Below are 24,818 nucleotides of genomic sequence, written 5' to 3'. Positions count from 1 at the left end.
GTCTATAGGGTTATGAGTTCGTCTTTGCCAAAGTCGCGGGGGGCCGCCCTGCCGATCACCTGATCCCACTGCATGGGGGAGATCCCGGTGCCGGGCCGCTTGACCGTGAGATTTTGATCGTTCAGGATTTCTCCCTTGCGGATCGCTTGCGCCGCCACAATGCTTTTACGGGCAACGGCCCGGTTGTGCAGCTCCGAGGGGGTCGGCTTCTTTTCCTTCCGGCCCAGGGCGGTTTCGATGTGGCGGATGGCCTGGACCATCTGCCTCAGTTCCGCAGGCTCCAGGGAAGCCTGATGGTCAGGGCCGGGCATGGTCTTGTCCAGGGTGAAGTGTTTTTCTATGATCTCGGCGCCCAGGGCCACCGCGGCGATGGGTACCTCGATGCCCAGGGTGTGATCCGAATATCCTACCCTGAGGCGCAGATCGTTGCGCAGGGTTTCCATCACCCTCAGGTTGACGTCTTCGTAAGGGGTTGGATACTCGGTGTTGCAGTGGAGCACGGCGAGCCGTTCCGGCAGGGTGCCTGCCTGCAACAGGGCTGCCACCGCCGCCTGCACTTCGGCCAGGTCGGCCATGCCGGTGGAGAGGATCAGTTTTTTGCCCAGGCCGCCGAGTTTTCGCAGGTAGGGCAGGTTGGTGAGTTCCCCGGATGGAATCTTGAATGTCGTAAGCCCCAGGCCTGCCAGGAAATCGATGCTTTCCAGATCAAAGGGGGTGGACATGAAGAGGATGCCGTGCGCGGCGCAGTGCTTCTGCAGGGCAATGAAGTCTGCCTGGGAAAGCTCCAGTTTTTTGAGCATCTCAAGCTGGGATTCGTCGGCGCCGGTGGTTTTCTGCTGGTAGGCGGCCTTGGGAGCCGAGGCCGCCACCAGATTTTCCGCCCGGAAGGTCTGAAATTTCACCGCATCGGCGCCGGCTGCTGCCGCGGCCTCGACAAGTTGCCTGGCAAGCCCCAGGTCGCCGTTGTGGTTTACGCCTGCCTCGGCAATGATGAACACCTGATTCTGCGTGGGTTTCATGTTGGCCTGACCCTGCTTGCCTCCGGGAGATCCCGGTACACGTTCATCCCTCCGGCCACAAAGGATTTTGCTCCGATGGCGATGTATTCCCTGGTCATTGCCCGGCTGCCGATGAAGGTCTGCTCGCCTATAACCACCCCGCCGTTGATGATGGCGCCGGTGGCGATGTGGCAGTGATCGTGGACAATCGCGTCGTGCTCGATCAGGGCGTGGGAGTTGATGATGCAGTTGTCGCCGATGCTGGCGGCGGCATTGACCGTGGCCCCGTGCATGACGATGCTGCCTTCGCCGAGGCGGGCATGGGCGGAAAGGTAGGCCCTGGGCGAGACGATGCTGGCGAGCTTCGCGCCGGCCTCTTTGAGCCGCTGGAAAATGGCAAGCCGGATCGCCGGGCTTTTGATCTGCCCCACCGTGACGAGAAAGTGATGATCGGCGGCAAGCGCGGCAATGTCTTCGTCCGTGCCGATGAACGGATAGCCGAAGATCCGTTTCCCCGCCAATTCAGGCTTGTCGAGGATGCCGGCGATGGCATAGCGGCCTTCCTGCTCGACGACATCGATGCAGGACTTGCAGTGGCCGCCGCCGCCGATGAGAATAAGGGCTTCCTTCATAACCGTACACTGCTCGGGATGTTGACTATTCTCTCCGCCAGCCAGGTTGCGTTGGCGAGCGCGTCTGTCTGGCAGTGGCCGTAGATGGCAAGTTGGTTGAGCAGGGTCCAGGCCGGGCGGGTCTGTACGCCGGCCTGGTTGCTTTCGGCAAGGAACAGGTCGCGGGTCGCGAGGTTTTCAAGCAGGATGGCGTTGAGCCAGTAGTTTGCCTTCGTGTCTTCAGGCTCAACGACAAAGGCCATTGCCTGGCGGTTGAAAAATTCCCTGTATGCCGTTGCCAGTTCCCGCTTGTCGGCGAGGAAACGGTCGAGATTCTCAAGCTGGGCGCAGGCCAGAGCCGCGTTGAGGTTCGGCATCCGGTAATTGTATCCCACCTCGTCATGCTCGTAGAGGTAGGGATGCGGTTTTTTGGCCGTGGTGGTGAGATGTTTGGCATGCGCGGCCAGGGCCTTGTCGTTGGTGACGATGGCGCCGCCGCCCCCGCAGGTGATGGTTTTGTTGCCGTTGAAGCTGTAAGCGCCGAGAACCCCGAAGGTGCCGGTCTGTTTGCCCGCCCGGGTGCTGCCCAGGGATTCGGCCGCGTCTTCAACAAGGGTCAGGTTGTGGTTGCGGCATATTTCGACAAGCGCCTCGATCCGGCAGGGAAGGCCGAAGGTGTGCATGGGCACGCAGGCGCTTATCCTTCTGCCGGTGCGTTTGTTGCGGCAGGTGCCGTCGCGCTGCTCGGTGTGTTCTTTGAGAAAGGCGTCGAGGGCGGCGGGGGAAAGGCCCAGGGTGTCGCGGTCCACATCGAGAAAAACCGGCTGCGCCCCGCAGTAGGAAATGGCGTTTGCCGTGGCGATAAAGGTGAGGGGCTGGGTGATGACCTCGTCTCCTGCCGTCACCCCTGCAACCAGCAGGGCGGCGTGCAGGGCCGAGGTGCCGTTTACGGTGGCGACCGCATACCCTGCGCCGGTGTAATCGCGCATCATCTCCTCAAAACGATCGACAAACTTGCCGACAGAGGAGACAAAGGTCGAGTCGATGGTGGCGGCGACATACTCCTTTTCCCGGCCGATGAATCTCGGTTCGTGCAGGGGGATGAAATCCCGGCCCGGAAAAAGGGAGCGGATCTTGGCGATGACCTGATCAAACATTGTAGATGTGCGCCTTGTACATGTTGAGTCTTGCCGGATCAGCGAACCAGTTGATGGTTTTTTCAAGGCCCTGGCGGAGAGTGTGCTCCGGCTTGAAACCGGTCAGGGCGTGGATTTTCCCGTTGTCGCACCAGAGGCGGAAAACCTCTGATTTTGCCGGCCGCAACCGCTGCTGTTCGGTGATGATCGTAACCTTGCTGCCCATGATCGACTTGATCTCGTCAACCACCTGGGCCATGGTCACCTCGTAGTTCGAACCGATGTTGACGGTTTCGCCGATGCACTGGTCGCATTCCGCCAGGGCGATGAAGCCGCGGCAGGTGTCGGTGACGTAATTGAGATCGCGGGTGGGGGTGAGATCGCCAAGCTTCAGCTGCGTTGCGCCCTTGGCGATCTGGGTGATGATGGTGGGGATGATCGCCCGGGCGGATTGGCGGGGCCCGTAAGTGTTGAAGGGCCGGGCGATGGTCACCGGCAGTTCGAAGGCGTTGAAGAAGCTCATCGCCATGCAGTCCGCCCCGATCTTTGAGGCGCTGTATGGCGATTGCGGCTGCAGGGGGTGCTTTTCGTCGATGGGCACATATTGGGCCGTGCCGTACACCTCCGAGGTGGAGGTGTGGATGACTTTTTCGCAGCCGTTTTCCTTGGCGGCCTGGCAGATGTTGAGGGTGCCCTTGACGTTGGTGTCCACATAGCTGTCCGGCGCCACATAGGAGTAGGGGATGGCAATCAGGGCCGCCAGGTGGAAGACGACATCAACGCCCCTGGTGATGTGTTTGCAGTAATGCGGGTCGCGGATATCGCCGGTAAGCACTTCGATCTCATTCAGGCAGTCGATGTCTTCCAGCCAGCCCCAGTAATTGAAGGAGTTGTATTGGCTCAGGGCTTTTACCCTCGCTCCTTTTTTGGCCAGCATCTCGGTGAGATGCGAGCCGATGAAGCCGTCCGCGCCGGTGACCAGAACTGTTTTGCTTGCAATATTCATGGGATGTATATCTTCGCTGTCTGCGCCAGTTGCTGCCTGGCTTAATGGATGCTGCGCTGTCAACTATTGCACGCCGGTTGTCGTCGTGTCAATCGTTTGCATCTTGTTTTTCAGGTGGAGATAGGCTTCCTTGGCAGCTTCAAGTTTTCCGGTCGCCATGTAGCAATCGCCGATTTTCTTGAGCAGGTTGATTTTTTCCGGAAGATGCAGATAGCAGCGTTCGTATGCGGCCACGGCATCGTCGTTCTGGCCTGCGGCCTGCAGGCTGTCCCCGATCTGCTCCCAGTATGCGGCCGCGGCCCGGTCGATTTCAATGGCCCGGTTGAGGGTGGCGATGCCGTTGGGAAAGTCCCCCAGAGCAAAGCAGGTTTCCATGCACAGCAGCAGCAGGCTTGAATTGTCCGGGGAAAATTCCAGCGCCTTCCGGAAGCTCGCCAGGGCTTCGCGCAGCATGTTCTCCGCGGCCTGTATTTTGCCGAGACTCGCAAAGAGTTCGGAGGTGAGTTCCGGGGTAAGGTCAGCGGCTATCGCCTCATTCCTCAACAGATAGTCATGCCACTCGGCGGCGAGCGGCGCCGCCTCCTCGTATTTTTCCCGGGCGAGGCAGCTGCGGATCTGTTCCAGATCCTTGCCGAGGGCTTCCGCCAATTCCTGGCGAAGCGCCGGGTGATCCGGGGCATATCGCAACCCCTTGCGGAGCATGTATCTGAGACTGGGGGCGCGACCTGCCTGTTTTTTAAAGTACTGGACAAAGGTGAGGTACTCGTCGCCAAGCCGCCGGTGGAACGCCTCGATACCAGAAGCAAGTTCCGGGGAGAGGGAAACGGCCCTGTCGAAGCATTCCGCTGCTCTCTCGTGTTCGGTGCGCTGGGAGAGAATGCAGCCCAGTTGAAAAAAGGCCTCCCCGCAATCGGGCATGTCCGCGCAAAGCTTTTCCACCACCGGCAAGGCCAGGGAATAGTTGCCGGAGTCGAGATACAATCGCGCCAGGGCAAGGCGGGCCTGGGCGGCCTGATCGGCATCGGCGATTTTTTTGAGGCAGGCGACCTCCTGTTCATGGAAGGTGAGGAGCGTGCTCAGGTTTTCCGTGAAGAGGTCCAGGGTTTCGATTCTGATTCTGTTGATTTCAAGGAAGCGGTCAAGATTTTCCTGCAGCCATTCCGAATAGGTATCCGGATTCCTGGCAAGAAGGGAGATCGCCTGCCGCCGCCGTTCACTCTCCTTGAGGCCTTCCATGGTTATCTCTTCAAGCAGACGCCAGATTTTTGTCGCGCCGTCCAGCTTCTTGTGCAGGGCGTCGATTTCGTTAATCGTCCTCTGGATCTGTTTCGGAAGCATGGTAAAGGAGCGGACAGGCGCCCCATCCTTCTTGAGACGTGTAAGTTTGGCGAGCACCGTTCTGCTGAGGGTATCCGCCTTGTCGATATGTTTGCGGAGCGCGGAGGTCTCCTTCAGGATTTTGCGGAATTCCGCGTGCAGTTTTTGCGGGCTGAGAGGAGGGATTTCCGATGTGCATGCCCTTATTTTTCCGATGGGGTTTTCTTCCCTCGCACACTCCCTGTCCAGCGCTTCCTGCAGGGTGATGGTTTCCGTGCCTTCAATGTGCGCCCCTCCTTCCGTGGCGTTGATATAACGGATATCCGGGGTTTTGGCGATGATTGACTCGAAATGATGCTTCATGCTCAAGAAGGAACGGTCTGTTCGCAGCATGGATCCGTCTATTCCCAGTACCGTCAGGCCTTCCGTCTGGGATGGCCCCGTTTCCTGGGGGTTGCTGTGGAGAACGGAACCTTTTGCATGGCTGGTTTTTCCCGGATAGGCCAGATCCTGGCCGACAAAAATGATGGGATTGCAGCCAAGGAGATGGGCGGCAATAAGATTGAGGTGTGCCACGGTGCTTGCCCCGGTGGTGAAAAGCGTACCGCCCAGCAACGAGTTGAGCCATGCCTCCAGAGGATTTGCCGTAAAGACCCAGAAGGTGTGTTCCGCCGGAAATATTTTCGGGGTTTTCCGGTTGACCCAGGAGGAGCAGATGAGCGAGATGCCCGTTGCCCCCGGGGCCACATCGGCAAATTTTTCATAGGTGAGGTTGTTGGGATCAATGGAGGTGAGGAAATGGGGGTGGATCCCATTGTTGAGCAGGGCGGGAAGCACCGTGTCCACCGCGAGGATCACCGCCTTTTTCTGGGCGCTTTTGAGCAGGTGGATATTTTTGTCCAGGGAAGGCCCGCCCGCCACCAGAATTGCCGGCGTGCCGGCAAAGGTGTTCTGCAGCGATTCAAGCAAAAGATCGTGATGGATGGTGGTGATATGCTGGAAGCGGTTGGTGAGGAAATCCCGGCCCAAAGCCCGAGTGGTTGTGCCGCCGATATTGAGTGTATTGATATGGGCATACACTTGATCCTTCAGTTTCTTATAGGTTGTCTGGTTGGAATTGAAGGATGCGCGGTGGTAAAAAATTTGCGAGGTTTCAAGCTGGATGGTTCTGCTGGCCGGGGCGAGCGTTTTATTCATGTCGATATCCGCTCCCACGCTTAAAATGAGTCTGGGGTCGGAAAGGAGTTCGGAAAGATCCATATGGCGGAGGGCCTGCAGGAATATGCCGGGTTCCAGTTCAAAAATTGCCAGGTATTGCAGATGGTGTCTTTCCCGCAAAATTGCTGTGGGTGTATAGCCGAGTCCCATGCCAAGGAGAGCCACGAAGCCGGTGTGCTCTTCCGGAATCTCTCCCAGGAAAAAAGAGATTTCTCCCTCGGGATGCTTTTCGTCATGCAGTTTGACGACGTTCCCTTCCCCGTTATCGATGTCAAGGCAGAGTTTGCCGTCTGCCGCGGGGAAAACTTTGCCCAAGGGCTCGGGGGGCGTGGTGGTGAGCTGCTGCCAGATGCCGGGATGGTTTTTTCGCAGTAAGGCGAGGTTGGCTTCGAAATAATCCGGAAGTCCGTTTGTCATCATGCTCTCATTCTTTTGTGTTTGGGCGGTGTTTGAAATCTGTTTCCGAGAAAGTAAGCAATAATCATGCCATGTTTGCAGTGGCCCGTCTGGAAGGCCGGGGGGTGCTCTTTCCCGTGCGCGCCGTCCGTTCTCTTCCGGGGGGGCCTCATCATTACACTATAGTTGATAGTTTTTCACGGAGGACTTTTTTTGCGCTTTTTTCCGAAAAAAACCGTCAATGAACCCGTTTGCGCCGTCAAAAAAATGATGGCGTCCCGCGCGGTTTTTCCGTTCTTTCGGCGGCGTATTCCGCTGGTTACAGGCCATACCATGGGGAGAGGGATTTTTTTCATTCCGGCAAATAAACTGTTCAAGTAATCCCCCTCCGGGTCGATACGTAATGTGAATTGGAGTGGAATCTCAAGGCTGGCTAACGGCACAGAGAGTCGAGGAGGTGATGCTTCGAGCCGCGCAATACATGAAGTAATTATTTTAGTGCAGGCAGGAATGGCCCTGCCTTATCAAGACAACGGGGAAAGGATTTCCCGCTGGCAACTCATCATGGAGGAATTACATTATGGCACTTCGAATTAACACTAACGTGGCCGCGTTGAACGCCCACAAGAACATGATCAAGAACGACAATGGTCTCTCCTCTTCACTTGAGAAACTGTCCTCTGGTCTGCGTATCAACAAGGCTGCCGACGACGCTTCCGGCATGGCCATCGCCGACTCCCTGAAGTCCCAGGCTCTGGGCCTCGGCCAGGCGATCCGGAACGCCAACGACGGTATTTCCATGGTGCAGACCGCTGATGGCGCCCTGGAAGAGTCCATCAACATCGTCAACACCATCAAGACCAAGGCGATTCAGGCTGCCCAGGACGGGCAGACCACCGAGTCCCGTAAGGCGATCCAGTCCGACATCAACAAGTTGATGGAAGAGTTGGACATCATCGCCAAGACCACCGCTTTCAACAACCAGAAGCTTCTTTCCGGCAACTTCACCAACAAGAAGTTCCAGGTTGGCGCCTACTCCGGTGAAACCGTCAGTATCTCCATCGGTTCCACCGAGTCCACCAAGGTCGGCCATATCTCCACCTCCAATCTGACCTTTGGCGGTGAAGGCACTGCCAAGCTGAACCTGTACAGCAACCTGCAGAACCAGACCTACTCCCTCAACTCCGTTGAGATCGCCTACGACAACACCCGCGACCACAGCCTGGCCGCCGTTGCCGACGCCATCAACAAGTTGAGCGACGTGCTTGGTATTTCCGCGGAAGCATCCGTTGTTTCCACCGGCAGCAGCAATGTCGCCGCCGGCACCACCGATTCTTCCTTCGCCATCAACGGCGTGACCATCGGTTCCTTGACCGTGCAGGAGAACGACGCCAACGGCGCCCTCGTTGCCTCCATCAATGCCAAGACCGACCAGCATGGCGTTCTTGCCTCTGTTGATTCCGCTGGCCAGCTGACCCTGACCTCCACCGACGGCCGTGCCATCCAGGTAACCCAGGATACCAACACCACCGCGGTTCTGGGCGGCTCCAGCATGTCCACTCTGGGCGAGATCAAGCTCAAACAGGCTGGCGCAGGTGAGATCGTCATTACCGACCAGGAAGCCCAGGCCGGTATTGCCGTGTCCTCTGCCGACGGCTTGGTTGCTGTATCCGGTGTTTCCGGTGCCACGACCTCAGTATCGGTTATGACCGCCGGGACTTATCTTGCCTCTGGCACCGCGTTGGCTTCCGGCACTGTCGTTCAGGGCGCGTTTACCCTGGAAGGCGGGCCCGTGGCCGGTATGACCACCGACGCCAACGTGGTTGGCGCTGGCTCCATTATTATTTCCGGTTCCACCATTGGTTGTGGTTCCACCCTGACCGGTGATGTGAAACTGAATGCTGATGCGGCCGCGACTGTTGGCGACTCAACCCTCGCCGCGGGATCTCAGCTGATTTCCGGAACCTATGTGGAATCCGGCTCGATGTTCGCTGGCGATGTCACCGCCTTCTTGTCCGGTGCAGCCGATGGTTCCGTGGTACTCAGCGGCGGGAATACCTATGTAACCAGTGGCGCCAGCGTTAAAACCGGTGGCTTGACTCTGGCGGCATCGGCAACCGTTGCCAGTGGTTCGACCATTGAAGCGGACTCCATCCTGAAGAGTGGTTCCAAGATTGGTCAGGATCTCGTCACGGAGGGCGCCACGACTCTGAGTGCCGATATGACGGTAACCAGAAACAGCTCCATCGAGTCCGGGTCAACACTGGCGACCGGATCTTACTTTGCCACGGCGTTCATGAGTGGTAATGGTACGGTGACGGCCAATATGACCCTCGAAGTCGGCAGTGAGCTTGGTGCTGGTTCCATCATCGCGAACGGTTCTTCCCTCGGTTCCACCTATGCCTTGCGGGAAGACGAGACCGTGGCGGCTGACAAGAGCATGGTTCTCGCTGCCGGATCGCTCATTGACAGTGGCTCGACCATTGCGGCCGGCACCACTCTGACCAATGATATCTACGATGAAAATGGTACCGTCTTTGCGGCCGGCACCACTTTGACCCGTGATATCGTTACCGGCAGCGGCGTAAGGCTTGAGAGCGACATGGTCGTGAAGGGCGGATCCATCCTGCAGGCTGGCACCCAGATTGCCGTGAACAGCGCTCGGGTTGCCGACACCGTCGAATCCGCCACCTCCGCGGCCCAGGCCTATCGGCTCTCCGACGTGGATGTGACCACCCAGGAAGGGGCGCAGATCGCCATCGCCATTGCGGACTCTGCCCTGAAGTCGTTGGACAAGACGCGGTCCGACCTCGGTTCTGTACAGAACCAGCTGACCAGCACCATTGCCAACATCTCCACCACCAGGGTTAACATCTCCGCGGCTGAATCTTCCATCCGCGACGTTGACTTTGCTGAAGAATCAGCCAACTTCTCCAAGATGCAGATCCTGACCCAGGCAAGCTCCTTTGCCATGGCCCAGGCCAATGCAAGCTCGCAGACTGTTCTCAGCCTGCTGCAAGGATAAGCTGGCCGTATCGTTGGTGGGGTTTATCCCTTAACCAAAACTTGGGGGGCAACAGCTTTCGGGCTGTTGCCCCTCTTTTTTTGCAAAAATAATTAAGAGTGCCCGGAAAGGTGCCGATACGGTATTTGAAGGAATGTGTTTTTACGCGAAAAATAGTTCCCAAACCGGGCTTTTTCGCATCTGCCAAGGAGGTTGTCAGTCATGGCCAGCGGTTCGGTATCAGCACTGGGAGTCGGCTCGGGCCTGGAGTTGCAGAGCATCCTCGATCAGCTTCGCGAGGTGGATGAGCAACTCATCACCAGGAAAAAGGATGCCGTCACCGAACTGACCCAGCAGCTCGACAAGTTCACCGTTGTCAAGAACAAGCTGCTGGAGATGAAAAGTTCGGCACTGACCCTTTCCCTCTCTTCAACCTTCCTCGGCCGTACCGTCACCAGTTCCGACGAAACCGTGCTCACCGCCACGGCCGCCGACGGCACCACGGCCCAGAGCGCCACGGTTTCCGTGGGAAGATTGGCAAGCCAGAGCACCTTTATTTCGGCCGGGGTGAGCGCGACGGACGCCAGCGTGAATACGCAGGGCTCCGATCAGGCCTTTGTCTTTAAGCTGGGCTCCGGCTCCAATGTGACCATAACCGTGCCGGATGGCACCACCCTGACGCAGCTGGCCACCCTCATCAATGAGAGCGAGGATAATCCCGGGGTCACCGCCACGGTGATCAACGATGGTTCAGCCATCGACCCCTACAAGCTGGTTCTGCAGACAGAAGGCACGGGGCGGGATAACGAGATCAGCATTTCGGCGCAGCTGCCCGATCTGGCCATGGCCGTGCAGGGGGAGAGCGGCGATAACCTGAACGCGGAGCTCACCGTGAACGGCATCCTCTACCAGCGGCAGAGCAACACCGTCAGCGATGTGCTCACCGGGGTGAACCTGGAACTGAAGGGCGTCGGCAGTTCCTCCGTTGCGGTGAGCAATGCCGATACGGATTTGACGGATGTGATCAAGGGCTTTGTGACTGCATACAATGATACGGTGCAGGAGATCAAGGCCAATACAGGGTACGATCAGGAGACCGAGAAGTTCGGGTTGCTGGCCCGCACCACCATGCGGGATCTGCCCTACACCCTGCAGAACATGATGACCCGCACCATTACGGCGGACAGTGCCGGCAAGGTGAAGACCATGTTCGACCTGGGCCTCGAGTTCAACCGCGACGGTACCATCAGCATCGACGAGGAAACCCTTTCCGCCGCGGTTACCGATAACCGGAGCAGCGTGGAGGCTTTTTTTCTCGGTGACGCCGAGGAGGATATCGAGGGCTTTGCCGATTACGTCAATGAGACTCTCCGCGGGTTGACCGGCGGCACCGGCCTGGTCGAAGCGGAGAAAACCGCCGCCCAGACCCGCATCGACAGCCTTGAGCTGCAAATAGAGTCGGAGACGGAGCGGCTCAACAAGCGGTATGACATGCTGACAAGGCAGTTCGTGGATCTGGACAGCTATATGAACAAGATGACTTCCTTGTCTGATTATCTCAGCAGTCAGTTTGACAGTCTGGGCAAGTTGTTGTCCGGCTCAAAAGACTGAGGATAGGCGCAGTGCATATATTCAAGTTCAACAGAGGAGGCATTACATGGTCGGACAGCAGGTCGTAAGTGCTTATCGGAAAACAGAGAAGCATGCCGAAATTCACCCCGTGAGACTGATCCATATGCTGTATGAGCGGGTTCTGATGCACCTTGAGCAGGCCGAAGTCGGGATCAGGGAAAATAATCCGCGCAAACGCGGGGAGAACCTGAGCAAGGCGATCGCCATCGTTACCGAACTGAGTGCTTCCGTCAAGTCCGAGGATGAATCCGAGGCGGCCCAATTTTTGCGGGGCCTGTATGGCGCCATTCTCATGGAGCTTCCCAAGGCTTCCATGGCCGGAGAAGAGAATGTGAAGATCCTTCGACAGAGTTATAATTACTTGAAAAGGCTGAAGGATATCTGGGAAGATACCGCCATGCGCGAAGAGGGTCTTGGGGTCGCCGCCCAGATGGGAAGAGAGCGGGAGGGACATGGGGTTTCTGCGCCTCAGGTGGCAATGGCAGGAGGACTTTCCGTTTCCATCTGAGAAGCGCGTTCCGGGAGGGGGATCTGCTCCCTCCCGGGGTAGAGCCGGTGGGGGAAATACTATGGGCGATTTTTCCGAGAATATGCTCTGCGGGGCAAGAGAGGATGTGCTGACGGCAGTGGCTGCCTTTGCCCGAATGCAGGCGGAACACCTCGCGGCCTTGGCCGAGGGGAACTGCAAGAATTGTCTTGCCTGGCAGAGCGAACGGGAAGAAAGGTTCATGGCGCTGGCGCTGGCGCTTGAATCCGTGCACGGCGGGGATTTTCCGGTGGAAAAGGTGTTTCTTGCCGAGCTGCGGGAAATGATCCAGGAGTTGCTGCGCAGGGAAAACGCCTTGCGCCGGAGCGTGGAGGCGAAAAAAAACGACCTTCGGGCCCAGCTCGATGCAATGCGGAGAGGAAGGGGAGCATTGCAGGGGTATAGCATAAACAGAGGCTTGGTCCCCCGGCCAAAGTACCTCAGCAACAGGATGTAGTAGGGGAACGTGGATTATCTGGTAGGAGGTTTGTCATGGATGTCAGCGTAAACAGCGAAGTCAAGGGAATTGGCGTAGCAACAACGGTGGTGCCCGCCGTTGAGCGGGAAGACCGGGTAAAACCCCAGGTTGCCCCGGTGGCCGGCGGTACGGAATCGACCAGATCGGCTCTGGGCGAGAAGGAATTGCACCGCAGAAGCCGGGAAGAAGAGAAGAAGCAGGGCGCGGTCAATGCCGAGGAGCTGAAAAAAGCGGTCGAGGAGATCCAGAATCGCCTGGACGCCATGGGCACACGGCTCAATTTTACGCTCAGCAAGGAGCCCGAGGCGGTCGTGGTCAAGGTCACCGATCGGCAGAGCGGCGAGCTGGTCAAACAGTTTCCTTCCGAGGAAGTGTTGAAGCTGCGCAAAAAACTGCAGGAGTTGAGCGGGCTGCTTTTCGACGAGCAGGCATAACCCACCCCGCTTTTCCCGAGTCGAGATCGGCGCTTTTCGGCCTGTAACCTCCTTTTTAAGGAAAGACGGTTATAGCGGACGCCCCAGGTGCGTCCACCCAAAAACTCCCTGTTTTTCCTTCTCCATTCCATGGTAAAGATAATGACGCAATGAGCCCCCTGAACGGGGCTTTTTTGTTGTTGGCAGCTTCGGGAAAGCGTGGCGTTCCTTGGGCGGGAAAGGGAGAGCGCGTTTCGGTTTTTTCCCCGACTTTTTTCCTTGACAATTCCCAGGGGCTTTCGTATACCTGTCCGACAAACTGAATGTGTGTTCATTGTGCAATTGTGCATTCTTCCAATACTATTTTTAATTACTAAATGGACAAAAGGAGACTCGATCATGTCTAAATTAGTAGCTCCCCATGGTGGAAAAGGTCTGGTTTGCTGTCTGCTGCACGGTAACGAGCTTAACGCCGAGCAGGAAAAAGCCAAAGGCCTCAAGAAGATCCAGATCAGCGCCCGCGCCAAAGGCGACCTCATCATGATGGGCATCGGCGGTTTTTCTCCGCTGGACGGCTTCATGACCAAGGCTGATTGGAAAAGCGTTTGCGAAAACTTCACCCTGGCCAACGGCACCTTCTGGCCCCTGCCCATCACCCTGGACGTCTCCAAGGCTGATGCCGATGCAATCAATGTCGGTGACGAGATCGCCCTTGAGCGTGACGGCGTGGTTTACGCCACCATGAAGGTCAGCGAGAAGTTCGAGATGAGCGAGTCCGACAAGAAGTGGGAGTGTGAGAAGGTCTTCAAGGGCAAGGGCGAGGAGTCTGCCGACGACAAGTTCTGGGAGATCGCGCTCAAGGATCACCCGGGTGTACAGATGGTCATGAACCAGAAGGAATTCAACCTGGCCGGTCCGGTAAAGGTTCTTTCCGAGGGTGAATATCCCGCCGAGTACAAGGGTGTATACCTGACCCCGGCCGAGACCCGCGCCATGTTCGAAGAGCGCGGCTGGAAGGACGTTGCCGCCCTGCAGCTTCGTAACCCCATGCACCGTTCCCATGAGTTCCTGGCCAAGATCGCCATCGAGGTGTGCGACGGCGTACTGATCCACTCCCTGATCGGCAACCTGAAGAAGGGCGACATCCCGGCCAACGTTCGCGTGAAGGCCATCGATTGCCTGGTTGAGCACTACTTTGTAAAAGACAACGTCATCCAGGCCGGTTACCCCCTGGATATGCGTTATGCCGGTCCCCGCGAGGCCCTGCTCCATGCAACCTTTCGTCAGAACTACGGCATCACCAAGATGATCATCGGCCGTGACCATGCCGGCGTTGGCGATTTCTACGGTCTGTTCGAGGCCCAGGAAATCTTCGACCGCATCCCGCATCCCGCTGACCCGGGCAAGGCCCTGCAGTGCCAGCCGCTGAAGATCGACTGGACTTTCTACTGCCACAAGTGCGACGGCATGGCTTCTCTGCGTACCTGCCCGCATTCCAAGGAAGATCGCGTTATCCTTTCCGGCACCAAGCTGCGTAAGGCTCTTTCCGAGGGCGCCGAGATCGTGCCTCACTTCGGCCGCGACGAGGTTCTCGTGATCCTGAAGGAGTACTACCAGAATCTGACCGAAAAGGTTGAGGTGAAGATGCAGGGTGCCGCTTCCGGCGCCAAGATGTAATCTGATCCTGCTCAGATAGTTATTGCGAAAAAAGGAGATGCCGCTTGTCGGCATCTCCTTTTTTTTTATTGCGAGAGAATTGCGGGAGGTTCGGTTGTTAAAGAACCGAGATCTCCTTACCGTCCTTTGAAAAGCTGATCTTGGCTTCTCTTGCCAGCCAGCCCAGGGCGGCGTTGATGAGCGATTCGTTGTTCTTGCGCGCCTTCATTGTCTTGATGATTTTCTCCACCGAGGTGGTGCCGTTGCTGGAAAGATACTGAAAGATGTCGCCGGCCAGAAAGCCGATGCTGCTTTCCACGCTTATCTCCCTTGCCGGTTTGGGAGAAGAGTTCTTTGCCGCCGCGCCGCCGGCCTTCTTTTTGGTCAGGCTGTCCACTTCCTTTTTTACCTTGCTCACGGTTTGCTCGACCGTTTCCTCGACCTTGTGCGTTGCCTCTTTTACCAGTTTTTTCGCCGCTTTTTTCAGCTTTTCTCCGGTTTTTTCCACCGTGTGGCTGGAGCGGGCCAGGGCTTTTCCCACTTTCTGCGAGGTTTTGGTGAGTGGTGATTGTTCCTTCTTTGCCGCCATTTGCTCTCCTCCATTTCGTTCATGACTGACCGGGTGAATAAGGATAATTTCAGTCTAGCGATCTCGACGTCCTTGTCAAGAAGGTTGCAATCTTATCCATTTCTTTATAGGTTTGATCGGTTGTTATCTGTTCATCGATACGTGCGGGGGTTTTATGAAGAAGATACGGGTAGGGCTTGATGATCGCGCCTATGACATCCTGATCGAAAAAGGACTCCTGGCCGCAATCGGCCAGGACCTCAAGACGCGGGCCATTGCCAAGCGGTATGTGGTCGTGGCCGATTCCCATGTGGCCGAAATTCTGGCTCCGCGGCTCATGGACTCCCTTGCCGGAGCCGGGCTGCGGGCTGACCTGATCACCTTCCCCAGGGGGGAGGAGAGCAAACATCTGGCCACGGTTGCCGCGCTGGCGAGCAACCTTGCTCGCCTGGGCGTGGACAGAAAGGACGCGCTGATCGCCTTGGGCGGCGGGGTGACCGGCGACATTACCGGATTCCTTGCCGCCATCTACATGCGCGGCATCCCTTTTGTTCAGATTCCCACGACCCTGCTGGCCCAGGTGGACAGCTCGGTGGGCGGCAAAACCGGAGTCGATATTCCCGAGGGCAAGAATCTGGTTGGAGCCTTCTACCAGCCTTGCTGTGTCTATATCGACAGCAGCGTGCTGCACTCCCTGCCCCAGGCCGAGCTGCTGAACGGTCTGGCTGAGGTGATCAAGTACAGCGTGATCCAGGATGCCGAATTCTTCCGTTTTCTTTCCGAAAACCGTACCGCCATCCTCGCCCGGAAGCTGCCGGTTCTTGAGGAGGTCATCGCCCGGTGCTGCACGATCAAGGCCAAGGTGGTTGCCGCAGACGAACGTGAGGCAGACCTGCGGCGTATCCTCAATTTCGGTCACACCCTGGGGCATGCCGTGGAAGCGGCATCCCACTATGCACTGGCCCATGGCCTGGCAGTGGGCATGGGCATGGTCGCGGTTTGCGAACTGGCAGCCCTCAAAGGAATTTTTTCTAAAGACAAGGCCGCGGCGGTGCGCAGGCTGATCGGCGATTACGGCCTGCCGGTCACGATTCCACCGGAGTTTTCCCCGGTCCAGGTCAAATCCTTCCTCAAGACCGACAAAAAAACCGTGGGAGGCAGGCCGTTCTTCGTTCTGCCCACCGAAATCGGCAAGGTCATCATCACCGACGATGTGGCAGAGGAATTGATCGATAAGGTGTTGGCAAAGCGCTAGATCTTCAAGTTTATACCGCGCAGCGGAAGCCGACGGTATTTGCCCAGTATCTGTTGCTTTCGATCTGGCGATGCGCCGCGGTCACGATCCCCGAGCTGATCCAGGATCCTCCTTTTAATATATAGACGAGATCCCTGCTCTTGCCTGGGCTGCCTGCAGTTCCAGCCTGATAGGAGGTTGCGGTCCACTCGGCGACATTGCCGAGAAGGTCGATGATGCCGAAGGGGCTCATGGCCTTTTTGCCGAAATGCTCCACTGCCGTGGTTGCCCCCAGGCAGGCGCCTTCGAAGTTGCCGAGTCCCTCCTGCCACTCCTTGCCCCACGGGAAAAGCTGGCCGTCTGCTCCCCGGGCCGCCGCTTCCCATTCCTCCTCTGTGGGAAGGCGCTTGCCTGCCCAGGCCGCAAAGGCCATGGCATCATTATGACTCACCTGGACCACCGGGTGGTTGTGCTTTCCTTCCAGGCTGCTGCCTGGTCCGGCGGGATGGCGCCAGTTTGCCCCGCTCACGTGGCGGGCAATGGTGCCGCTGGTGAGGGTCAGGGTTTCCCGCCCGGTTTCCTGGTCAATCCTCTTTGTAAAGCGGCCTTCGTAAACGATGCCGTAGCCGGCCTCTTCCGCATCGGTGATATAGCCTGTTTCCCGGACAAAAAGATCGAAAAGGTCATTGGTCACCGGCGTCTGGCCGAGGTAGAAATCCGGAATGGTCACTTTCTTTTGGGCCTGCTCCAATGACCTCGGCAAGGGACTGCCCACAATGTAGCTTCCGGACGGGATCTTGATGAACTTGGGCATGAAGCGATCCAGGATCTGGTTGATGAATTCCTCCTGGGTTTCACGGAGCAGCTCCCGCTCCTCATTGAGCGCCTCGTTGGCCTCGAGGTACTTGGAGAGCACCTCAAGCGGGCGCGGCGTGCCTGGTGCTTCCTCCGGTGGGCCGGTCTCCTCTGTCCCCTCAATCACCTGGATTTCCTCGCCCTCGGCAAGCTCGATCTCCTCGGCCCCTGGGGCGGCATCTTGGCCCGGTTCCTCGGCTTGTTCCGTGGGCAGTGCTTCCGCAATCGTCTCCCCTTCGAGGATCTCCAGCTCCTCGCCCTCGGCAAGCTCGATCTCCTCGGCCCCTGGGGCGGCATCTTGGCCCGGTTCCTCGGCTTGTTCCGTGGACAGTGCTTCCGCAATCGTCTCCCCTTCGAGGATCTCCAGCTCCTCACCCTCGGCAAGCTCGATCTCCTCGGCCCCTGGGGCGGCATCTTGGCCCGGTTCCTCGGCTTGTTCCGTGGGCAGTGCTTCCGCAATCGTCTCCCCTTCGAGGATCTCCAGCTCCTCGCCCTCGGCAAGCTCGATCTCCTCGGCCCCTGGGGCGGCATCTTGGCCCGGTTCCTCGGCTTGTTCCGTGGACAGTGCTTCCGCAATCGTCTCCCCTTCGAGGATCTCCAGCTCCTCACCCTCGGCAAGCTCGATCTCCTCGGCCCCTGGGGCGGCATCTTGGCCCGGTTCCTCGGCTTGTTCCGTGGGCAGTGCTTCCGCAATCGTCTCCCCTTCGAGGATCTCCAGCTCCTCGCCCTCGGCAAGCTCGATCTCCTCGGCCCCTGGGGCGGCATCTTGGCCCGGTTCCTCGGCTTGTTCCGTGGACAGTGCTTCCGCAATCGTCTCCCCTTCGAGGATCTCCAGCTCCTCACCCTCGGCAAGCTCGATCTCCTCGGCCCCTGGGGCGGCATCTTGGCCCGGTTCCTCGGCTTGTTCCGTGGACAGTGCTTCCGCAATCGTCTCCCCTTCGAGGATCTCCAGCTCCTCGCCCTCGGCAAGCTCGATCTCCTCGATTTCGGCCGCAGCTTCATCTGTCGCGAAAATCTCGAATTTTTCCCCTTCGGCAAGCTCGATTTCCTCGACCGCTTCCCCGCTTTCGCCCCCTGTCGGTTTCCCTGATTCCGTTGCCAGGCCGGTTTCCGAAGTTGGGGCGGGGGGTTCCATGTCTGTCATCTGCAGGAGAGATTTGCGGATGCCCTCGAGTTCGTCCAACAGGTTCCGGGCCTCTTCTCTGTTTTCCTGTGTTACGGTGTCGGCGAGGAGCTTTTTGAAAGCATCGAACATGTCGTGCAGAAGATGCGGCGAGTCGGCGGAAAGCCCTAACTGTTTGAGGAGATCGTCCTTGCGCTCTTCGGAAACGATAAAGACATTGTCCCGGCCCAGGATGATGCCGGCAGGGTTTTTGCCGGCTTTGTCCAGATCCTTGAGAGACTTGTTGAGACCGGATTTGAGGCTGCTGAAGTTTTTTCTTTTTGCCTTGAGTTCTTCCTCGGAGGAAGTCCCATACAGGCGCTGGATCAGTTCATCGGTGGGAATGCTGCTGATGGTCTGCAGCTTCTGCTCGTCCGTGAGATAGGAGCGGATGAGTTTCGCCAGCTCCGCTTTGAGGGTTCCCGGCTTCAGCTCAAGATTGGTCAGCGTTTCATCAATGCCCTGCAGGGTGAAGAGGGAAGGCATGGGTTCAGGTCCGTATTAATTGTATAAAATCGTTATGAATTATATACTACCTCATGGCAAGGCGGTTCGCAGGAATTTATCAGGCTGCGGCATTGATATCCGGGTTGCGTATCGGATCTTCCAGTTGGCGTAAACATTAATTTCATTTGGCAAACGATCGGTTTGGCAGGGCAGGATAAAGCCGTGCCGCAAAGTGGAGGAGCAGATGGCAAAATCCGTGGTCATCGTGGAGACGGCGGCGAAGGCAAAAACCCTGGAAGACCAGCTTGGGGAGGAGGTGGAAGCCATTCTGATCCAGTCGCCTCCGGCAAGGGTTTCTCCTCTGCCAGCCGCGGAGAAACTGCGCCGTCAGGTGCCGCGTTTTGCCTTTGCCCTGGAACCGAAGGAGAAGTCCTTTTGGGATCGGCTCATCTCCTGTCAGGGCCGGGAGATTTATCTCGGACTGGATACGGATTGGCGTGGAGAATTCTGGGCCTGGCTCATCAATGGGTATTGGGCAACGGTGGGCGGGGGGGGAGAGCAGTTGAACCGACTGGGGATTGCGGGTTTGGCCGGCGAAACCCTTCGCGATTCCTTCCGTCGGGTGGAGCCGATGCGCGACCAGAGGGGCGCCGCCACCTATATCCGGATGCTGTTCGACTCCTATCTCGGCAAGCATCTGCAGCGGCTGCTCGGTTCCCGCTCCGGCCCCAGCGGGCTCGCCCTCAATTACCTGAGCCTGACCACCCTTTTTCTTCTGGCGGAAAGGGAGACGGAGATCCGCATGTATACCCCTGTCTCCAAATGGCGACTCAAGGTGAAGGTCTCCACCGGCAGGGGAGAGAGTATTCTCGGGCTGGAAGAGGCGTATGGGATCACCGACGACAGCTTTCTGCATAACGAAAAGGAGGTGCAGGCAGCCATCTCCCTCTTCAATAACGAAACTTTTCGGCTTGGCGAAAGCGTGGCTACGCCGTTTGCCGTCCCACCGCCGGCGCCGTATCGCCTTGAGGATCTGCTCCACGACTGCGTGGTGCAGGGGGGCTTGAAGCCTCTCGCCGCCATGGTGGCCATTCGTAACCTCTGCCACGGGGTTGTCATCGGGGGCCGCGGGCATGGCCTCATCACCGCCTTTTTGCCCGTGAACCACGAAGCTGTCGCCGGTCTTTTCCCGAAGATCCGCGAGCAGATCGGCCAGCGACTGGGGGCGGGCAGCCTGGGGCCTGAGCAGCGGTATGATGAGTTTGCCGGCATGATTCTCCCCACCCTGCCGGAACTCGGTCCTGATGAACTCACCGGCAAGCTGGGGGAGGCGGAAGAGCGCGTGTACCGGCTTGTCTGGTCCAGATCCCTGGCGAGCCAGATGTCCGAGGCAAGGGGCGAGGTGGTCCAGTTTTCGGTGGAGGCGGGAGAGGATTGCCTTTTTTCCGGCAGCGGCAAGCGGCTGACCGATAAAGGGTTTCTGGCGCTCTATCAAGGCAGCAACGAGCGGGAGCTGTTGACGCCCTGCCCCCTGGCCGAAGTGGCAAAGGGCGCGGAGCTGCAATGCCTGCAGATCATCCCGGAAAAAAATATCGGCCTGCCCCCGGAGTATTTTACCTTTGAGACGCTGGCCGGCGAGCTTGCCGAATTTTCCCTGGCTCTGGACGGGATAACCGTGGCCATGCTTCAGCAGATGCTGGATTGCGGCTATCTTCGGATGATGCCGGACGGCTCCTTCCGTTGCGCCGAAAATGCCGCCAAGCTTATCACCGTGATGCACAAGGCTTTTCCGAGCATGAAGGGGATTCATTTCTCAGCCTACCTGGGCCAGACCATCGACGAGGCGGCCACCGGCCGGAAGCCTCTGGCCATGGCCCTGCAGCAGTTTGAGCAAACCCTGCTCATGCGGGGCGAGGTTCTGGTGAAGCTTGCGGTGCCGGTGACCACCCAGAAACGGGGAATCAGTTCCCGCAGCATCATCAGGACGCAGGAGGAGGGCGCGCCAGACAAGGCCGCTCCTGTGGAGCCGCCGTCTCCCATATCTGCCGGCGCCCGACCGGAGGAGGCGCCGGCACCCGCCGCAGTCGTTCCCGGGGAGGCGGTGAGGCAGGAAGAAATGGTGGTGGCGATCTCCGAAGGGGCGGCGGCCTTGCCCTCCGCCGAAGAGGCGTCCGCGGGGAGCGAGGCGGAACCGGCGCCTCCTGTCGCCGGTTCCGAGGAGGTTTCTGTTTCTGGCCGGGAAGGCGAAGAGCGGACTTTGGCGGTGGAGGCCCCGGAGTTTGGGGAGGCCCAGATCCCTCAATCGGAGAATGCCGCCGTGGAGGCAATTTTCGCCGAGGCCCCGACAAGCATTGCCGAGGTTGCCGCGGTCGAGGAGGCAAGGGAGGAACCTGGCCAGGTACGGGAAATTCCGCCCGCCGGAGTGCCGGGCAAGCCCTGTCCGGACTGCGGCCGGCCGCTGCTGCTGAAGGAAGACCGTTTCGGCAGGTTCTGGTACTGCTCGGGCCATCCCGAATGCCGCCATTCCGAATCGTACGGCAAGGAGGGGGGGGCGGAGATGCTCTGCCCCCTGTGCGGGACCGGCAATGTGGTGACCAAGCATACGCCGACGGGCAAGCTCTTTTATGTCTGCCCGGAACAGGATTGTGAGTTCATGGCCTGGGCCAGGCCGCACAGCATTCCCTGTCCGGCCTGCGATTCCCCCTTCCTCGTTGAAAAAATGGCCTTGAGCGGCAAGGCGATTCTGCGCTGTCCGCGGGCCGGCTGCAATTACATGCAACCCCTGGCGGGCGGAACGGCGGAAGTCGCGGCCGCTCCGGCACAGTCTCCGCGCAAAAAGGTGCTGGTCCGGCGGGTTGGTGGCGTTGCCGGAGGAGCAACCAGGAAGGTGCGGATCGTCAGAAAGAAAAAGTGAAACCGCGTCTTCCGGCAGCCGGCGAGGATCCGAAAAAGCAGCGAGCAGGAGATGGGGCGCTCTGTTCGGCGACGAACTTTTTGCCGCCGTCGTCCAAAAAGCCGGGAAAAGAGGCAGGCAACCGGGGGCCGGCCCGCGGTGAAGCCCGTACGGGCCGTAGGGCAGGGCGGCCGGCCTTATCTGCTCAAGGTCTCCATGTAGGCGAGAATTTTTGCCGCCAGTTCCCGGCTGTCGATGAGAAGCGAGAGCTCGTGGTTGTATTTGAGAGCCGATTGGCTGAGGTTGTGGCTGCCCACGATGCAGTAGCGATTGTCCACGACGATGAGTTTTGCGTGGCTGGTGCGGCGCGCCGAGTCGAAAAGGACGGTCACCTTGCCCCTTTTCAGAGCCTCGGCCACCTGTTGGTTGGCCTTGTTGATGCTTTCCTCATGTCCTGAGTATTCCAGAATAACCCGGACCTGGACTCCCCTGTTTGCGGCGGCAATGAGAGCATCTACCAGGCGGCCGGGCCGGTTGTCTTTCGCGTCGCTCTTCTTGAAGAGGAACATGGCCAGGTCGATGCGCTCCCTGGCGTTGTTGAGCAGAGACTCCACTGCTGCAAAATAGTCTTTGTCGGCCAGGATGGTGATTCCGCCGGGAGGTGGCGCTGGCAACGGGGTGTTTCTGCCGCCGGCCGCCCCGGCAAGCCGGGGCGGGATGAGCAGCAGGCAGAGAAAGACCGCAAGGATCGCGGCCTTTCTCTGCTGGGCGGATGCGGGAAGAATCAGTTTGGCCACCAGGATACCCCCATCCTGCGGATGAGGTTGAAGCCGCCGCCCAGCACCAGATTATTGTTAAGGCCGAAATGGTCCAGGGCAATCTGGGTTTCCGAGGAGCGGGTGCCCGCGTCGCAGATGATCAGCATGGTTTTATCCATGGGCAGTTCCTGGTGGCGGTTTCTGATCTCGATGTAGGGGAGCGAAATCCATTTCTCCGGTCCGTATTTTTCGACAAAGGCCTTGGCCTCGTTGGGATGGCGGATGTCCAGGGCCACCCACTCCGGATGGCCGCCAAAGTCCTCCATCCAGGCCAGGAAGTCCCTGGTGCTCACAGAGCGGAGCCTGCCGGCGGCCAGGTTGTCGGCGACATTGGCCGTGGCGTTCAGGGCATCGAGGGCGGTGGCGAAGGGCGGGGCATAGGCCATTTCCAGCTGGCTGACATCGTCGATGGTTGCGCCTTGGGAGATCATGGCGGCCGCGGCGTCGATCCGGGCCAGCACCGCGTCGCTCATCGGTCCGAAGCCCTGGCAGCCGAGAACCTTTCTGCTCTTCAGGTCAAAGACCAGACGCAGGGGAATGACCGCCTGAGTGGGGAAGAAGTGGGCCCGGTCCGACTGGGCCGTGGTGACGGCGGCCGCGGCAAAGCCTTCGGCCAGGGCGGCGTCCAGGGAGAGGCCGGTGGCGGCGATGCAGCGCTCGAAGGCCTTCATGGTGAAGCTGCCGATCCAGCCCTTGTATTTGGTGGGAATACCCGCGATGTTGTCGCCGACGATTCTACCTTCCCGGTTGGCCAGCGAGCCCATGGGCGCGATGCCGCCCTTGCCGGTGAGGATGTTTTTCACCTCGATGCAGTCGCCGGCGGCATAGATGGCTGGGTCCGAGGTCTGCAGCCGGTCGTTGACCACGATGTTGCCCATGGCCGAGACGAGCAGTCCCGCCTCCTTGGCCAGTTCGCTCCTGGCTCGGACGCCCACGGCCATCACCACGATATCGGCCGCCAGGGTCCGCTTCGGAGTGACCACCCTGGCGACCTTGCCGTTTTCACCTTCAATGGCTGAGGCTGCCTCGCCGGTGAAGACCTCGACCCCGCTTTCGCGAAGGTGGGTTTCCAGCATCCTGGCAAAGTCCCAGTCCACCAGGCGGGGCATCACCTGGGGCATGAATTCGAGAATGGTGGTTTTGATCCCCCAGAGATCGGAGAAGGCCTCGGCCATTTCGATGCCGATGGCGCCGCCGCCGATGACCACGGCATTGCTCACTTCGCCTTTGGCGATCCGCTCTTTGATGGCAATGGCCTTGTGCAGGTCGCTGATGGTGAAGACTCCGTCAAGGTCGGCGCCGGGGATGGGCAGCACGTTGGACTTCGTGCCGGTGGCGATGACCAGATTGTCATAGGGAACTTTATCTTTCCGGCCGGTATGCACCTCTTCGACATGCACGACCTTTTCCTTGCGGTCGATGGCAAGCGCCCTGGTGTTGGTCCGGGCGACAACGCCCTTGGCGTTCAGGAAAAAGGTTTCATCCCGGGTCATGTGGAAACTGGTGTTTCTCAGTTCCTTTTCGTCGGAGACATCTCCGGAGACATAATAGGGAATGCCGCAGCCTCCGTAGGAGATCAGGCTGTCCTGGTCGATGATGGTTACTTCCGCATCGGGCATGAGGCGTTTGATGCGACAGGCGGATTTGGGGCCGGCTGCGACCCCGCCGATGATCACGATTTTTTTTCCCATGGCAGTCATCCTTATTTGTACAGGTTAATAACTGAGCGGTTTCTCATAAACTCAAGGTGTAGCCGATTTTGGTTGCGAGGCCGACCTGTGGCTTCCGGGGGAGGCTCACCATAAGTTCGCGTAACCTATCGCGAAAAGGTGCTTCTGTCAAACGTTCCCTGCAGATTGTTAAATGTTTTATTGTTTGCTTAAGTTCTTGCTTGACAGCCGAGGGGCAGGGGAATATTGTGAGCATATGCACATAACCGGGCGTGGATTTTTTTATTCCCGATACCACTTTGACCGAAAAGGAGGATCCCATGAACCGCGACGATCTGTACACCGCCGAAACCGACAAGACCCCAGCGCAATTTGCCAGCGATTTCGACAAGGTGCTCGGCAGGTACGGCTTCATCATCAATAACAGCGAGACCATGGATATGGGCAAGACCTTCAGGGCGCACGGCGCGGAGGCTGGGGAGGGCTTTGATCTGCACATGATCCAGATCTGCAAGCCGGAAAAGGCCTCGCAAAGTCTGGCCGCCAACCCGGAGCGTTCCGTTCTCATGCCCAAGTTCGTCATGGCCTTCAGTAAGGCCGGCAAAACCCAGCTGCGCTTCCTGAGCTATAACGGAACCGACATCAGGGCTGTGGTGGATGATCAGGTGTTTCCCGGTTCGCTTTCGGAATCGTTTCAGAAAATCCGCGAGATGATCGACGAGGCAAGGTGAAGTGGCGGCAGGGCCAGGGGGGGGGGCAGCGTCCCGCCCCGTTTCCGCT

Annotated in this window: 18 protein-coding genes; 9 read left to right on the top strand and 9 right to left on the bottom strand. The window is 58.6% G+C overall.

What is annotated here, in order from left to right; genetic code table 11:
• Positions 1–2: 2 nt before the first annotated feature.
• The 5 genes from neuB to ACUUL3_RS10745 form a co-directional block, all read right to left on the bottom strand.
• Complete coding sequence (gene neuB, locus ACUUL3_RS10765; RefSeq protein ID WP_448551230.1) at positions 3–1,019, bottom strand: N-acetylneuraminate synthase; 1,017 nt, start codon at positions 1,017–1,019, stop codon at positions 3–5.
• Positions 1,016–1,630 (bottom strand): acetyltransferase, encoded by a 615-nt coding sequence (locus tag ACUUL3_RS10760; RefSeq protein ID WP_448551228.1) that lies wholly within the window; start codon positions 1,628–1,630, stop codon positions 1,016–1,018. Before ACUUL3_RS10760 ends, neuB begins: the two co-directional genes overlap by 4 nt.
• Positions 1,627–2,766 (bottom strand): LegC family aminotransferase, encoded by a 1,140-nt coding sequence (locus tag ACUUL3_RS10755; RefSeq protein ID WP_448551226.1) that lies wholly within the window; start codon positions 2,764–2,766, stop codon positions 1,627–1,629. Before ACUUL3_RS10755 ends, ACUUL3_RS10760 begins: the two co-directional genes overlap by 4 nt.
• The gene (locus tag ACUUL3_RS10750) at positions 2,759–3,751 is read right to left on the bottom strand and encodes an NAD-dependent 4,6-dehydratase LegB (RefSeq protein ID WP_448551224.1); all 993 of its coding nucleotides are present in this window, start codon (positions 3,749–3,751) and stop codon (positions 2,759–2,761) included. Before ACUUL3_RS10750 ends, ACUUL3_RS10755 begins: the two co-directional genes overlap by 8 nt.
• Before the next feature lie 63 nt (positions 3,752–3,814).
• A complete protein-coding gene (locus tag ACUUL3_RS10745) occupies positions 3,815–6,706 on the bottom strand; it encodes a 6-hydroxymethylpterin diphosphokinase MptE-like protein (protein WP_448551222.1) in 2,892 nt (963 codons plus the stop codon).
• 556 nt (positions 6,707–7,262) lie between these two features.
• Between ACUUL3_RS10745 and ACUUL3_RS10740 the strand changes: the two genes are divergently transcribed.
• From ACUUL3_RS10740 to sat, 6 genes are all read left to right on the top strand, one after another.
• Positions 7,263–9,707 (top strand): flagellin N-terminal helical domain-containing protein, encoded by a 2,445-nt coding sequence (locus ACUUL3_RS10740; protein ID WP_448551220.1) that lies wholly within the window; start codon positions 7,263–7,265, stop codon positions 9,705–9,707.
• Between the two features lie 201 nt (positions 9,708–9,908).
• A complete protein-coding gene (gene fliD / locus ACUUL3_RS10735) occupies positions 9,909–11,297 on the top strand; it encodes a flagellar filament capping protein FliD (protein ID WP_448551218.1) in 1,389 nt (462 codons plus the stop codon).
• Positions 11,298–11,343: 46 nt separating this feature from the next.
• A complete protein-coding gene (gene fliS / locus ACUUL3_RS10730) occupies positions 11,344–11,826 on the top strand; it encodes a flagellar export chaperone FliS (RefSeq protein ID WP_448551216.1) in 483 nt (160 codons plus the stop codon).
• A 61-nt stretch (positions 11,827–11,887) separates the two neighbouring features.
• Positions 11,888–12,301 carry a hypothetical protein gene (locus ACUUL3_RS10725; RefSeq protein ID WP_448551214.1) on the top strand — a complete coding sequence of 138 codons (414 nt, stop codon included), beginning with the start codon at positions 11,888–11,890 and terminating at the stop codon, positions 12,299–12,301.
• 35 nt (positions 12,302–12,336) lie between these two features.
• Complete coding sequence (locus ACUUL3_RS10720) at positions 12,337–12,756, top strand: flagellar protein FlaG (protein WP_448551212.1); 420 nt, start codon at positions 12,337–12,339, stop codon at positions 12,754–12,756.
• A gap of 378 nt (positions 12,757–13,134) precedes the next feature.
• Complete coding sequence (gene sat / locus ACUUL3_RS10715; RefSeq protein WP_448551210.1) at positions 13,135–14,412, top strand: sulfate adenylyltransferase; 1,278 nt, start codon at positions 13,135–13,137, stop codon at positions 14,410–14,412.
• Positions 14,413–14,509: 97 nt separating this feature from the next.
• Here the strand turns inward: sat and ACUUL3_RS10710 are convergent, their stop codons facing one another.
• On the bottom strand, positions 14,510–14,980 hold the full coding sequence (locus ACUUL3_RS10710; RefSeq protein WP_448551209.1) for a winged helix-turn-helix domain-containing protein: 471 nt from the start codon (positions 14,978–14,980) through the stop codon (positions 14,510–14,512).
• Positions 14,981–15,134: 154 nt separating this feature from the next.
• On the opposite strand from ACUUL3_RS10710, the gene aroB reads away from it, so the two are divergent.
• Positions 15,135–16,214 carry a 3-dehydroquinate synthase gene (gene aroB / locus ACUUL3_RS10705; protein ID WP_448551208.1) on the top strand — a complete coding sequence of 360 codons (1,080 nt, stop codon included), beginning with the start codon at positions 15,135–15,137 and terminating at the stop codon, positions 16,212–16,214.
• Between the two features lie 10 nt (positions 16,215–16,224).
• On the opposite strand, the gene ACUUL3_RS10700 is transcribed toward aroB, so the two are convergent.
• Entirely contained in the window at positions 16,225–18,696 is a 2,472-nt protein-coding gene (locus tag ACUUL3_RS10700; protein ID WP_448551206.1) for a formylglycine-generating enzyme family protein, read from the bottom strand.
• A 205-nt stretch (positions 18,697–18,901) separates the two neighbouring features.
• Between ACUUL3_RS10700 and ACUUL3_RS10695 the strand changes: the two genes are divergently transcribed.
• The gene (locus ACUUL3_RS10695) at positions 18,902–21,571 is read left to right on the top strand and encodes a DNA topoisomerase (RefSeq protein WP_448551204.1); all 2,670 of its coding nucleotides are present in this window, start codon (positions 18,902–18,904) and stop codon (positions 21,569–21,571) included.
• 176 nt (positions 21,572–21,747) lie between these two features.
• On the opposite strand, the gene ACUUL3_RS10690 is transcribed toward ACUUL3_RS10695, so the two are convergent.
• Positions 21,748–22,347, bottom strand: a complete 600-nt coding sequence (locus ACUUL3_RS10690; protein WP_448551202.1) for a phospholipase D-like domain-containing protein — start codon at positions 22,345–22,347, stop codon at positions 21,748–21,750.
• Positions 22,335–24,059: an FAD-dependent oxidoreductase gene (locus ACUUL3_RS10685; RefSeq protein ID WP_448551200.1), complete on the bottom strand. Its 1,725-nt coding sequence runs from the start codon at positions 24,057–24,059 to the stop codon at positions 22,335–22,337. Before ACUUL3_RS10685 ends, ACUUL3_RS10690 begins: the two co-directional genes overlap by 13 nt.
• 299 nt (positions 24,060–24,358) lie before the next feature.
• Here ACUUL3_RS10685 and ACUUL3_RS10680 point away from each other — a divergent pair, with 299 nt between their 5' ends.
• Positions 24,359–24,769, top strand: coding sequence for a DUF302 domain-containing protein (locus ACUUL3_RS10680; protein WP_448551198.1), 411 nt, complete (start codon positions 24,359–24,361; stop codon positions 24,767–24,769).
• The last annotated feature ends 49 nt before the right edge of the window (positions 24,770–24,818 follow it).

This window comes from Thiovibrio sp. JS02, from assembly GCF_053485635.1.
The sequence above is the reverse complement of the archived record's forward strand: the minus strand, read 5'-3'. Positions and strand labels throughout refer to the sequence as shown.

What these genes read in the sequence shown, in the direction of transcription:
- ACUUL3_RS10680 (WP_448551198.1), top strand. Translation starts at nt 24,359, where the DNA reads ATGAACCGCGACGATCTGTACACCGCCGAAACCGACAAGACCCCAGCG.
- sat (WP_448551210.1), top strand. Translation starts at nt 13,135, where the DNA reads ATGTCTAAATTAGTAGCTCCCCATGGTGGAAAAGGTCTGGTTTGCTGT.
- aroB (WP_448551208.1), top strand. Translation starts at nt 15,135, where the DNA reads ATGAAGAAGATACGGGTAGGGCTTGATGATCGCGCCTATGACATCCTG.
- ACUUL3_RS10750 (WP_448551224.1), bottom strand. Translation starts at nt 3,751, where the DNA reads ATGAATATTGCAAGCAAAACAGTTCTGGTCACCGGCGCGGACGGCTTC.
- fliS (WP_448551216.1), top strand. Translation starts at nt 11,344, where the DNA reads ATGGTCGGACAGCAGGTCGTAAGTGCTTATCGGAAAACAGAGAAGCAT.
- ACUUL3_RS10760 (WP_448551228.1), bottom strand. Translation starts at nt 1,630, where the DNA reads ATGAAGGAAGCCCTTATTCTCATCGGCGGCGGCGGCCACTGCAAGTCC.
- ACUUL3_RS10695 (WP_448551204.1), top strand. Translation starts at nt 18,902, where the DNA reads ATGGCAAAATCCGTGGTCATCGTGGAGACGGCGGCGAAGGCAAAAACC.
- fliD (WP_448551218.1), top strand. Translation starts at nt 9,909, where the DNA reads ATGGCCAGCGGTTCGGTATCAGCACTGGGAGTCGGCTCGGGCCTGGAG.
- ACUUL3_RS10725 (WP_448551214.1), top strand. Translation starts at nt 11,888, where the DNA reads ATGGGCGATTTTTCCGAGAATATGCTCTGCGGGGCAAGAGAGGATGTG.
- neuB (WP_448551230.1), bottom strand. Translation starts at nt 1,019, where the DNA reads ATGAAACCCACGCAGAATCAGGTGTTCATCATTGCCGAGGCAGGCGTA.
- ACUUL3_RS10740 (WP_448551220.1), top strand. Translation starts at nt 7,263, where the DNA reads ATGGCACTTCGAATTAACACTAACGTGGCCGCGTTGAACGCCCACAAG.
- ACUUL3_RS10710 (WP_448551209.1), bottom strand. Translation starts at nt 14,980, where the DNA reads ATGGCGGCAAAGAAGGAACAATCACCACTCACCAAAACCTCGCAGAAA.
- ACUUL3_RS10745 (WP_448551222.1), bottom strand. Translation starts at nt 6,706, where the DNA reads ATGATGACAAACGGACTTCCGGATTATTTCGAAGCCAACCTCGCCTTA.
- ACUUL3_RS10700 (WP_448551206.1), bottom strand. Translation starts at nt 18,696, where the DNA reads ATGCCTTCCCTCTTCACCCTGCAGGGCATTGATGAAACGCTGACCAAT.
- ACUUL3_RS10685 (WP_448551200.1), bottom strand. Translation starts at nt 24,059, where the DNA reads ATGGGAAAAAAAATCGTGATCATCGGCGGGGTCGCAGCCGGCCCCAAA.
- ACUUL3_RS10720 (WP_448551212.1), top strand. Translation starts at nt 12,337, where the DNA reads ATGGATGTCAGCGTAAACAGCGAAGTCAAGGGAATTGGCGTAGCAACA.
- ACUUL3_RS10755 (WP_448551226.1), bottom strand. Translation starts at nt 2,766, where the DNA reads ATGTTTGATCAGGTCATCGCCAAGATCCGCTCCCTTTTTCCGGGCCGG.